The 11,644-nt window shown below is 59.0% G+C and carries 8 protein-coding genes; 1 reads left to right on the top strand and 7 read right to left on the bottom strand.

The annotated features are described in order from the left end of the window. Positions 1 to 16: 16 nt before the first annotated feature. From HU766_RS03530 to tssI, 7 genes are all read right to left on the bottom strand, one after another. Complete coding sequence (locus HU766_RS03530; protein ID WP_186653522.1) at positions 17 to 1,345, bottom strand: hypothetical protein; 1,329 nt, start codon at positions 1,343 to 1,345, stop codon at positions 17 to 19. Between the two features lie 235 nt (positions 1,346 to 1,580). Beyond that, positions 1,581 to 2,717 (bottom strand): hypothetical protein, encoded by a 1,137-nt coding sequence (locus tag HU766_RS03525; RefSeq protein ID WP_186653520.1) that lies wholly within the window; start codon positions 2,715 to 2,717, stop codon positions 1,581 to 1,583. Continuing rightward, on the bottom strand, positions 2,717 to 3,409 hold the full coding sequence (locus HU766_RS03520) for a hypothetical protein (protein WP_238338553.1): 693 nt from the start codon (positions 3,407 to 3,409) through the stop codon (positions 2,717 to 2,719). The genes HU766_RS03525 and HU766_RS03520 overlap by 1 nt, the downstream gene beginning before the upstream one ends. 206 nt (positions 3,410 to 3,615) lie before the next feature. Beyond that, the gene (locus HU766_RS03515; RefSeq protein ID WP_186653518.1) at positions 3,616 to 4,752 is read right to left on the bottom strand and encodes a DUF6708 domain-containing protein; all 1,137 of its coding nucleotides are present in this window, start codon (positions 4,750 to 4,752) and stop codon (positions 3,616 to 3,618) included. After that, positions 4,752 to 7,418 carry a T6SS effector BTH_I2691 family protein gene (locus tag HU766_RS03510; protein ID WP_186653516.1) on the bottom strand — a complete coding sequence of 889 codons (2,667 nt, stop codon included), beginning with the start codon at positions 7,416 to 7,418 and terminating at the stop codon, positions 4,752 to 4,754. Before HU766_RS03510 ends, HU766_RS03515 begins: the two co-directional genes overlap by 1 nt. An 11-nt stretch (positions 7,419 to 7,429) precedes the next feature. Then, positions 7,430 to 8,308 (bottom strand): DUF4123 domain-containing protein, encoded by an 879-nt coding sequence (locus HU766_RS03505; RefSeq protein ID WP_186653513.1) that lies wholly within the window; start codon positions 8,306 to 8,308, stop codon positions 7,430 to 7,432. Next, positions 8,308 to 10,482 (bottom strand): type VI secretion system tip protein TssI/VgrG, encoded by a 2,175-nt coding sequence (gene tssI, locus HU766_RS03500; RefSeq protein WP_186653510.1) that lies wholly within the window; start codon positions 10,480 to 10,482, stop codon positions 8,308 to 8,310. Before tssI ends, HU766_RS03505 begins: the two co-directional genes overlap by 1 nt. A gap of 418 nt (positions 10,483 to 10,900) precedes the next feature. On the opposite strand from tssI, the gene HU766_RS03495 reads away from it, so the two are divergent. Continuing rightward, positions 10,901 to 11,641 carry a gluconate 2-dehydrogenase subunit 3 family protein gene (locus tag HU766_RS03495; RefSeq protein ID WP_186653494.1) on the top strand — a complete coding sequence of 247 codons (741 nt, stop codon included), beginning with the start codon at positions 10,901 to 10,903 and terminating at the stop codon, positions 11,639 to 11,641. Positions 11,642 to 11,644 lie beyond the last annotated feature (3 nt).

Here is an 11,644-nt window from a genome sequence, read left to right as displayed (position 1 = left end):
CTGAGCCTTTGTCTGTTCATGGCACCAGCACCACGTCTTCGCTGTCGCTACCACCATTGGCGCTGGTGACTTGCACCTTGGCCGGGGGGATGGGCGAGAGGGTTGTGCTCAATGTTTTCACGGCGCCGTTGCCACTGAGGTTGCCGATCAACGTGCCGTTGGCGGTGTGGGCGGTCAGCACAGGCGGGCTGGTTTCATCGCTGGTGCTGGCGACCAGCGTCAGCTGGCCGGTGGACAGGCGGTATTCGGCCTGGGTGATGGTCACCAGGTCGGTCAGTGGCAGGTTGGCCGTGGTCAGGCTGCTGGTCGGGATGGCCACACTGTTGTCGGCGGTCAGCACCAGCGTTGTTGGCAGCGCTGGGTTGAGAACCGACTGGGCATACCAGGCACCGGTGCCGTTGGCTTCGGTCAGGCTCAGGTTTGGGGTCTGGCTGGTCAGGGTGACGGTCGCAGGCGGCGGCGGGGCCATGACGAACACATCTTGCTGGGCGCGCAGGTCGCCATTTTCGGTACGCCGCGAGTAGGTGGTGCGTAGCGGCATCAACGGGGTAGGCAGGGCGACGTTGGAGAGCTTGCCTGAGATCGAGAACAGCTCGGTACGCAGGTCGATGCCGCCGGGGCCTTCGATGCGCACGAAGTTGGTGTTGAACGGGCTGCCGGTCACAGGCTCTTCCAGGTTCGGGTCGCCAATGAAGCGTTCGCTGCCCTCGGTGTAAGGGCCGTTTACGCTGCGCAGGAACGGGCCGACATCGCCTTTGAGCGCACCGGTAAAGTCGCCTGCACCGGCGATGCCGATGTCGCGGGTCATGTTGATTGCCCGACGCCCGCCGGCCGGTACATCGAACACATCGACACCATAGGGGTGGGTGACCACGTAGGTGCCTGCCGTCGGTACATCCACCCGGATCCGCACCCGGGCGAAGCTGACTTGATCGCCTTCGACCGGTTCTTCGGCGGCGAACGCCGCCTCGATGGCCGTGCCGTAGCTCAGGTCGATGCCGCGTGCCGCGTCGACGATGGCGGCGTCAGCGGTAAACCAGAAGGCCTCGTCGGGGAAGTTGGTGGGGAAGGCGATGGGTTGGGTGTCATCGAACACCCCGGGGGTTGGCAGCAGTGTGCACATGTACGCCGGTGCGCCGGGCGCGCCGGCGGCCCTGGAACTCACCGCTTTGGTCAGGCACAGGTCGAGGGTACGACCGTGGCTATCCTGGTACCAACCGGCAAAGTTGCCGTTGCCAAGGTTATAGGGACCGGGGTCGACAGCGTTCAACGCAGCCTGCGCCGGGAGCTGGAGCATGCCGGCGAAAATCGCCACTGCCAGCGGGTGGGGTATCGGTCGGTGCATGAGTCAATTCCTCCTGCAAACGGGCCCATGGACTTGGGGCGTCTGGCAGGAGATCGGCAATAGGCGTGCCAAAACGATCTCATTGGGTTGCAAGCCTTGCGGCACAAGGGCTGCAGACCCTTCGTCAGGTTTTCCTGGAACTTGCCTATGGGCCCCGTACCCCCAGCATTGGGGGTTGGGGCCGGTGGTTGCGACCCACTCCCGAGAGCCGCTGGGGCTTGAGCGCAGCCTGCTTCTATATCGGCGATTTTGGCGCTTTGGGTGTACGCGGTTTACGTGGCTTTTTCGCTGGGCGCTTGCCAGGTTTGAGTTGCCAGCGGTCAGCATTGGCGAGCAGGCGCTCTTGGACTTCGAGCGGGTAGTCACTCAAAGTAGTGGGTGAAGGCACGGGTTTACCGGGCAAACCGGCCTCACGGATCACCTTCGGCCAGCGGGGTCGCCAGCACAGCAGCAGGCTGACCCAGTGCGCGGTGCCGATGATGACGAAAGCGGGCCAGACCATGAGCATTGCAAGTTTGAACAGCCAACTGCTATTGCGGAAGAAACGGCCAAGGCCTTCGAACTGGGCGCTGAATGCCTGAATGGGCGAAGGTAGCTGGGTACTCAGGCGGGGGCGGGGGACGGCGTGCGGGCCTTCTTCCATGTAGCGGCGGATGAATTCCCATTCATCACGGAGTTCACTGCCGCCTTGGCCTTGTTTACCGAGTAGGGCCATTTCCATGTGGGGAAGGCCGGTATGGATGGGGTGCCAGATCAGGCCAAGTCTCATTCCCACGCTGAGCGAGTCGTCTTCTGGATCAAGACCTGTGCTTCCGGTTGTTCTCCAAGGAAATGTTACGATGCCACCACACGAAGGTGGTCGATGAAGATGAACTTGCTGAGTTTTCCGATTGAAACGAATAAGTAAGTGGCGGCTGGTCAACATTTCCAGGCGTGTAAATTGCAAGCCGTACTTTATGTAGAAGTAAATGATTGCGCCATCCATCAGGCTCATAAGTAAGGCGAGTATAATGTCTAGGGCTGAGGTGTCGTAAGGTGAGAATATATTTAGATGAATTGAGCTAAGCGTCATCGTGACCCCGGTATACAATATCGGAATCAAGCTCCCTAAAGTCATCAATGTAAGTAGTCCGCGTTTTTCTTCTGAGCCCCCGCAACGCATTTCCATATAGGTATCGTTGAGCGTAAAGACTGGTCCCCGCACTTTTGGCGCTTCACTGACAGAGCGAAAGTGTGTTTCTTTCTCGAAGTCGCCCTCATAAAAATCCCTATCTGCACGTTTATCTGACGCACTTCTTTCGGCATCAAATTTCTTGCGTGCGGCGTACGACTCTATGGCCATTTGCCACAAGCCCCATTCAATTATATACATTACAGGGCCTCGCTGAATGCTGAGTACAACGCTGCTAGCTCTTCCTGCTCATCATATGATTTGGAGTTTTTCTCTAAGCGGTAGCTGCTCCGCTTGCACCACTTTTCCAATGCGTCGTCTTCAAATATGTAGATTAATACAGTCAGGATCAAGCCCAGCCAGAAAGTGGCTAAAACTAATCGAGCCAGGAGTAAACGTGCAGCCTGCGTGCCTAGTCGTGAAGCAACACTCTCTAAAGAGCGCCCAATAACCCGTAGCGTCTTGTTCTGGTTATTCAGGGACAAATAGTCGAAGAAGGGTTTCGCTAATGCTATAGCTGTTCCAGCTTCTGCCAACGCCAGTACTATGGTTGCGGCTCCTCGGGTACGGTATGCGTAACCCAGTCTTTGGGAATGAACGTTTGACGCTTTACCCTGCGCTTCACGGAAATGCTCAGATGCATCCGCAAAATCCCACCAAGCCAGCACGAAGCCTCCCATCCCAACCAGACCAGCCCCCCAAAGCTTCAATCTCCCCAACGTCGCCGCAGCGCCTCTCCCGGTCACGCTATTCGCGCCATACCTCACCACCACCTGATCCACATAACTGGCGCCAACTTCAAACCCGGCCGCAGCCGTGGTCATGGCCGCTGCCAAAAGCTCGGTCTTCACCCGCGCATCACTGTCGGGCAGCTCTCGTGCCTTGAATGCCATCAGCATTCCTTCCAGTAGGCAAACCAGCCCGGAGACACGCACTTAGCGACAGGGCTGTTACGTCGTGCTGGGCGGTAGCCGGCTGTAACACGTCTGCCCAGTTCGAGCGTTTGGGTGAGCGAGTCCATGGGGGTGTGCCTCAGGCCTTGGTGCGCAGGTATTGCTGCACGTTGTCGATAAGCGCGGTCCGCTGCTTGCGTGAGCTTTTATGTCGGTATTTTTCGCGCTTTGGGTGTACGCGGTTTACGTGGCTTTTTCGCTGGGCGCTTGCCAGGTTTGAGTTGCCAGCGGTCAGCATTGGCGAGCAGGCGCTCTTGGATTTCGGGCGGGTAGTCACTCAAAGTAGTGGGTGAAGGCACGGGTTTACCGGGCAAACCGGCCTCACGGATCACCTTCGGCCAGCGGGGTCGCCAGCACAGCAGCAGGCTGGCCCAGTGCGCGGTGCCGATGATGACGAAAGCGGGCCAGACCATGAGCATTGCAAGTTTGAACAGCCAACTGCTTTTGCGGAAGAAACGGCCAAGGCCTTCGAACTGGGCGCTGAATGCCTGGATGGGCGAGGGTAGCTGGGTACTCAGGCGGGGGCGAGGGACGGCGTGCGGGCCTTCTTCCATGTAGCGGCGGATGAATTCCCATTCATCACGGAGTTCGCTGCCACCTTGGCCTTGTTTGCCGAGTAGGGCCATTTCCATGTGGGGAAGGCCGGTATGGATGGGGTGCCAGATCAGGCCAAGTCTCATTCCCACGCTGAGCGAGTCATCCTCTGGGTAGAGTCCTGTGCTTCCGGTGGTTTTCCAGGGAAATGTTACGACGCCGCCGCAATAGCTTGGTCTATGCAGGTGCACCTGCTGTGTTATTCGGTTGAAGCGAATGAGCAGATGGCGGCTGGTCAGTATTTCCAGTCGGGTTAATTTTATGCCATGTTTTGCGTATAGGTATATTACGGTGGCTGCAATTAGAGTCATGATCAGGGTCAGCGTAACGGTTATAAATGAGCGTGTAGCATGATCCGTTATGTCAATCCATAGGAAGCTTACTGCGGAGATTGTCGTGACGCTTATAACAGGTATAATTCCGCCGAGCACTGCAAGTGTTAAGAGGCCACGTTTCTCTTCTGAGCCGCCGCAGCGCATCTCCATGAAGTTTTCATTGAAGGCGTATACCGGTCCGCGTGTCTGAGGTTTTTCGCTGGCAGGCTGAAAATTAAATTCTTCTTCCAGATCCCCTGCGTAGAATTCGTTAGTCATGCGTATCTCTGACGACGTCATCTCTGCTTTGGACGCTTTTCGCTTGGGTTCTGACTCGGTGATCATCTGCCAGAATTCCCATTCAATCAAGTACATTATAAGACCTCACCAAATGCGGAATGTAGAGCCCTCAGCTCTTCTTGCTCTTCATAAGTGTTGGAGCTATTTCCACTGCGAAAACAACTGCGCTTGCACCACTTCTCCAGTGCGTCATCTTCAAAAATATAAATTACGAGTGTTAGGGCGAGGCCTATCCAAAAAGCTCCCAGTACTAATCGAGCGAGTAGCAGACGAGCAGCTTGTGTGCCCAGAGTGTTTGCGAGCCCTGTCATGGACCGACCTAGAAGCTTTACTATTTTATTAGAGTGCGAGTTAGCCAAGTGCTCGAATAAAGGTTTCGCAATCGCGACGGCTGTTCCAAACTCTGCCAATGATATTGTTATGGTAGCCGCTCCCCGAAGAGCATATGCAGTGGCGAGGATCCTAGATTCCTTTCTTCCCTGCTTCGTAGTCGGTTCGCTTTCAAGATGTTTATGCCAGTCTGCAAAATCCCACCATGCCAGCATGCCGCCTCCCATCCCAGCCAGACCAGCCCCCCAAAGTTTCAATCTCCCCAACGTCGCCGCAGCGCCTCTCCCGGTCACGCTATTCGCGCCATACCTCACCACCACTTGATCCACATAACTGGCGCCAACTTCAAACCCGGCCGCAGCCGTGGTCATGGCCGCTGCCAAAAGCTCGGTCTTCACCCGCACATCACTGTCGGGCAGCTCTCGCGCCTTGAATGCCATCAGCATCCCTTCCAGTAGGCAAACCAACCCGGAGACACGCACTTTGTAGAAATCACTGCTGTTGGCCTGCATCAGTCCTTCAGCCCAGGCCTGATCCAGATAGCGTGCAACCTGAGCACCGCTGCGCTGTGCATTCAGTGGTTGCCCACTGCGAGCAGCGTCGCCCAGGCGAATGTCGACAGCCGTTTCATGCACCGATGCAAACAATGTCAGGCGCAGGCCATGGTGCAGGGCGCGGTCCATGCTGTTTGGTGACCCGGTACGCAGCACCTGCCGTCCCAGCGCGACGTACCAGGCATGCAAACCGATGCTGGCAGTGCTGTTCCTGCTCTGTAGCTCCTCATACAGCGTATTGATACGCCCGAAGGCATTCGCCGCAATGTGCGCTTGGCGGGCGAGCGCTTCACGCAACACGAACGATGTCTCTGCCGGCGGTTCGGCCTTGGCCGCTTCCTGCAACGCTGCTAGCGCTTCCCGGATGTCGTCCTGGTTATAGGTGATGCCGCGCATCGCCAGGTTGCAGCGGTCCGCCACATCGCTGCGCCACCAGTGGTCAAGGATGGCCGTGCCCAGTTCGCTGAGCTCCATGCCGATCACGCACTGGCCGGTCTGTTCGGCAAAGGCCAAGCCATTGATCAGGTCGGCGTTGTCGTAGCGGTCCAGCGTTTGTAGCAAACGCTCGCTTGTCACCCAGTGGGCATGGTCCTTGGCGCGGTCCTGTGCAGCCTGCTGGGCCTGCTGCATCGCCTGCTCGAAGCCTTCGAGCTGATCGTGCATGGCCTGGCGGTCGACCAGATGGCCGTATTTCTCGTCGAACTTCTTGCTGAATTCGCCAGCATCCTGACGGGCCTGGACCTTGGCGCGGACTTCGCGCTCGAACTGCGCGAGATGAGGTTTCATCTGTTCGTCATGCGCGTCGGCCTGCTGCCTTGCGCGTTCGGAAAACGCATAGAACTCCACGGGCGTGGCTGGCTGGTTGCGGATGGTCTCAGCCATGACCTGACGCTTGACGATCTGCTCAGCCACCATCTGCGGGTAGAGCTTTTCTATTTCCAGGAACGATTGCGCGACCAGCAATTTGCGCTCGTTGTCCACGCCAGGTTCCACGGTGCGCTGCAGCCATGTCGTCTTCACCTCCTCGACGGCTGCGTTGCGCCAGGCATTGAGCTCCTGAGTGATGCCGATGGCGTCTTCGATCACGATGGCGGCGCCACGGGGTTTGGTTTGATGCATAAGCGGCGCCAGGGCTTGCCGTGAGGCATGCGGCGATACGATCTGGTCGTTGTTGAATGGCTGCAGGTCCAGCAGCGCCTGCAGCTGTGCATCGTCTTGCGCCTTGAAGTCAGCCACCCAGCCCAGTTGATCGTGCTTGAGTACGTTTGGCTGAGGCGGTGCATCCGAAGGCTGGATGAAGCGGGCGATATCGATGGAGGGCAGGCTGTTGCGATACTCGTCTTCCAGCAGGCGGTAGTTGTCGAGCATGCGCGGTGTGAGCGGGGAGGGGCTGAACAACGGGCGCAGTTCCTGGATGTCGTCCAGGTCGTAGAGGGTGATGGTCCAGCCGAAGGCGCTCAGGATGTCGTCCAGGTTGCCTGTGCTGGGGGCAGGCTCCCAAGGGGCGTCGGCGTTGATGTACAGCAGTGAGCCATTGGGCGCTACACGGTACTGGCTGTGCCATTCGTAGGCCGGCGCGCTGTAGCGTTTGATCAGCAGGTAGAGAAAGCCTTCGCGCAGCGGGCGGATGGCATAGCTGGAGTGGGTCAGTTCACCCACATCCTGAAAGGGGCTGAGGTAGCCTGGCAACTTGGGCAAGCGGGCACGCTGTGCCGAGTTGCCGCCGACAGCGGCATAGCGCAGGGGCAGCAGTTCGAAGCGGCGTGTGCAATCGGCGACGGGGCTGTTACGTAGTGCTGGGCGGTAGCCGGCTGTAACACGTCGGCACAGTTCGAGCGTTTGGGTGAGCGAGTCCATGGGGGTGTGCCTCAGGCCTTGGTGCGCAGGTATTGCTGCACGTTGTCGATAAGCGCGGTCCGCTGCTCGCGTGTCGCAGCGATTGCGTCCTGCCAGGCCGGTGATGTGCTCAGCTGTTCACCGTCGCGCGCCGTCATCAGTACATAGGTGATGAGGTCCTCTTCACGGTCCAGGCCTTGCTCACGTGCCTGATCGAGGTAGTGCTGGATCAGGCCAACCCGTGTGCCGTGGCAAGCAGCGGCCAAGGTGGGGCAGGACTGCTCGCCCTTCAGTACCTCGGCAAGTTGGTAGCTCAGTGGGTCTCCCGCCAATGCAGCCCAGCAGTTATCGTCCAGCGTGATGGGCGTGATGTGTGCAGGTGGCGCTTGGTTGCCGCCGGCTATCTTCAACCACAGTGTTTTGTGCGGGTCCGCCACGGGTGCCCACCAGTGATAGATAGGCGCCAACCACTCGCTGACCCCAGGCAACTGGCGGTGTGCAGCCAGCACGCCAAGGGCTGCAGCGGTGTGGTAGCGCATAAGGTACGCCTGGCCATCTGCACCGGTGACGATGTTGGCCTGGCTCAAGTGTCGGGCGAGCAGGCCAGGTGGCAACGCGCTGACTATCCAGCCGCATACCGCACCCACTGCGCCTTGTTCGAGCTGCCATTGAAAGTCGTATTGGGCTGAGACATCAGAACCAGGGCGCGAACCGAATAGCCAGGGCCCTACTGCTCGCAAGTTGCTGAATTGAGCTTGCTGCAACAGTGGCCAGCAGCGCCCCGAGTAATACTCGGTCAGCTCTTCACGAATTTGAGGTGAAAGATCGGCCATTTCGACAATGGCGCTCAGGCGATACCGATCGGAGGTTCTCAGTACCTCGACCAGTGCTCTGACGAAAGGGCTCGGCATCAGTGGGTGCCCCCCATGCGGATCATGTTGTGGCCATCCGCGATCGCTTTCAGCATGCAGCTGAGGCAAATGGGCTCGCCGGGCTCCGGTATACCGGCGGTCGACGTTGTACGTTGGCTGCCCACTGCCTGCTGGCTGACCGGCCCTCTGAACGCGAGTGCCACGCCATCCAACGTCACACCGGCCCCATCGATCCGCAGCAGCCCGCCCGGGCTTCTGATTGTGAGGCTCTCGCTGACCTGTATGTCGTACACCTTGGTGGTGTGCCTGATGGCTTCCCCGGTTTGCAATAGGTTATGACCTGCCACCACTTGTTCGAGGTGGCCACCGATCTCTACCGTGTGGTTGGCTTTGGTGAAGTCCTGGCGGTGATTGCCAACTTTTTCGATCCGGTCCTGCCCTGTGACGATGGTATGGGTTCGGCCGATTGAAAGGCTGTCGTCATTGCCAATTTCGTGTACGCGGTTTTGGCCAATGCTGAGTGACTCGTCTTGGGCGACATCTTCCCGGCGGTCCCGGCCAATCGAAATCGTTTCGTCTTGCTCCACGCGTTCGGCGCGATCGTTGCCGACCCGCGTGGTTTCGTTGTGCTTTACAACGTTGTTCTGGTCCCGTTCTGCGTGGATGAACACTTCTTGTCGGCCCAGTTCGTCTTCGAAGCGCAGCTCGTTGTAACCACCGCCCTTGTGGGTCTGGCTCTTGATGGTCATGCGCGTCTTGTGTTCGGGCAGGTCGTAGGGCGGAAGCTGATTGCCGCAGTAGGTACGGCCGGTGATCATCGGCTGGTCCGGGTCGGCGTTGACATACTGGATGATCACGTCCTGGCCGATACGCGGGATGGCCATCGAGCCCCAGCTACCACCGGCCCAGCCTTGCGAAACCCGCACCCAGCAGGAGCTGAATTCATTGTTCTCGCTCTCCCGGTCCCAGGGGAAGCTGACCTTGACCCGGCCCCACGAATCGCAATAGATCTCCTCGCCAGGCGGGCCGACGACGGTTGCCATATGTGGGCCGTCGATGCGCGGCTTGGCCAGCGGCGCCGGGCGCCACTCGGCTCTGCCCGGCACCAGCACTGCGGCCTGCGAGTAACGAGTACCTTGCTGGGCGCCCGCAGCTTCCTCCTGCAGGCTGGTAAACTGGGTACCTTCATGCTGCACGTTGATCACACGCCAGTGCACGTTCAAGTCGTCCCGAGGGTGTTCGATCAGGGTGAAACTCAGCCCCGGTTGCAGGCGCACATCATCGCCTTCCACTTCGGCAATGCGGGCATCATGGCGCAGAGCGGTTATCCGGGTGGCTGTGAAGGGCACGCCGACAGCGTCACGCTTGTAGCGGCCGGGGTAGTCGAAATACTCGTACGCTGTAGATTGATGTTTCAGGTCACTGGCTTCTGCGCGATGCTCCTGCCGGTAGGCCGGGTTGGTGAAGGTGTAATCCCGTTGCACCTGGCGCGCAGTACGCACCTGCTCGCTGTAGCGCAACCGGTGCAGGCAAGGCATGGCCTGGTCCCCACCCCGGTTGGAACGGTACAGCACCTGGTTGGGGTCGATGTCGTCGTCATCGAAGCCTTCATCGTCGTCGCGCTGGATGACACCACGGCTGATCTGCCCCAGCCACAGCAAGCGGTCGGTGAAGAGCAGCATGTGTTGCTTCGGCGTGTGCTCGAAGCGGTAGACGAACCCTTCTTCGGCAGCCAGGCGGGCGATGAAAGCGAGATCGGTTTCACCGGCTTGCACGCAGAACTCGCGTACTTGATGCTCGCCGCTGCTGTTCAGCTGAAAATGAAGGATGCCTTGGCGCTTAAGCATGATTTCAAGTATTTGCGGCACAGTCTTCTGCTGGAAGATGCGCCAGTTGGAGCGCAGCCCGGCGCGCGCCAGCATGGGTTCGACCAAGGCGCGATAACGTGTGCGGCAAAAACCTGTGTCGCCTTGGCTGAAGGTGCTGACCAGGCCGTGCACGTAGCGCAGCGCGCGCTCCCCACGCCAAATGGTAAACAGCACAGGTTTGTCGAGCAGTTGGCCGAAGTCGACTTCATCGTCGAAGCTGATCAGCTCCAGGTTCAGCTGGTAGGGTGTACTTATCGCTTCGTTGAGTTCGAACGAAACCACTTCGAATTCACTCTGACCAGCCAGCGGCTGGAAGGTGAAGTAAAAGTCGGACTGGCTGGGCATGCGGATTCCCTCGAAAATCAGGCAGCGTCTGCAAAGGGCATGCGCCACCCGCGCGATCAGACGTAGGCATTTAGCTGGAGCCTGAACACTAACGAGGAATCAGTTCACTGGAGAGTATTGAGCGTCCTAAACAGTTGTAGGAAGTTTCGTTTTCTACTTTGCTAGGAAACTATTGGTTGCGGCTAGAGAAGGCGGGGGGTGCTTTAAAGTGCCGGGTGTGAAAAACCTTGGCGAGCCACGGATTCCCGCAGCTGGGCTTTAGCTGTGGCCAGAAAGTCAAGCATGAAACCGGTTTCAAAACATTTCTGAACGCGTTAGATTATTCGGCTGTCTTCTTGATGGCCTATCAAGATCTCCCCCCACATTGAACATCAGACGGTTCGTTTCAAGGCCGCCCCCAAGCCGATGAGGATTCGTAATGCCTGAGCATGCCCCCGATAACCCACGCAGGGACTTCCTGCGCAAGACCTTGACCCTGATACCCGTCGTGACCGTGGCCAGCACGGGGTTGGGCGTGGGTGCCAGCCAGTTGCTTGCGGCCCCGCAGCACGCACCCAAAGTGCCTGCCACGCCGCCGGCGGGGCACTACCAGCCGACCTTTTTCACCGTCGAGGAGTGGGCGTTTCTGCAAGCCGCTGTTGCCCGTATCATCCCCGCCGATGAGCTTGGCCCTGGCGCGCTTGAGGCCGGCGCCGCCGAATTCATCGACCGCCAGATGAATACCCCGTATGCAACCGGCGCGCAGTGGTACATGCAGGGGCCGTTCAATGCCGACGCCGCCCCAGAATTGGGTTATCAGTTGCAACTCAGCCCGCAACAGATCTATCGCCTGGGCATCGCCGCCGTGGATGACTGGTGCAAAGCCAACTCCGGACACGTTTTTGCTGAGCAAGATAGCGCTACCCGGGACCGTGTTCTCGCCAAGGTGGAAGCCGGTGAGCTGGTTTTCGACGCGCTTCCGGCCAAGCTGTTTTTCAGCTTGCTGGTGCAGAACACCCGCGAAGGGTTCTTCTGCGACCCGGTTCACGGTGGCAACAAAGGCATGGTGGGCTGGACCCAGATCGGTTTCCCCGGTGCTCGGGCCGACTTCATGGACTGGGTCGAGCGCAATGAGCCGTACCCGTTTCCGGCGGTGTCCATCCGCGGCGAGAGGGCCTGAACC

It is taken from the genome of Pseudomonas sp. SWRI77 (genome assembly GCF_014269105.1).
Lineage (GTDB): Bacteria > Pseudomonadota > Gammaproteobacteria > Pseudomonadales > Pseudomonadaceae > Aquipseudomonas > Aquipseudomonas capeferrum.
Note: the sequence above shows the minus strand (reverse complement) of the source record. Positions and strands in the feature narration are given on the sequence as shown.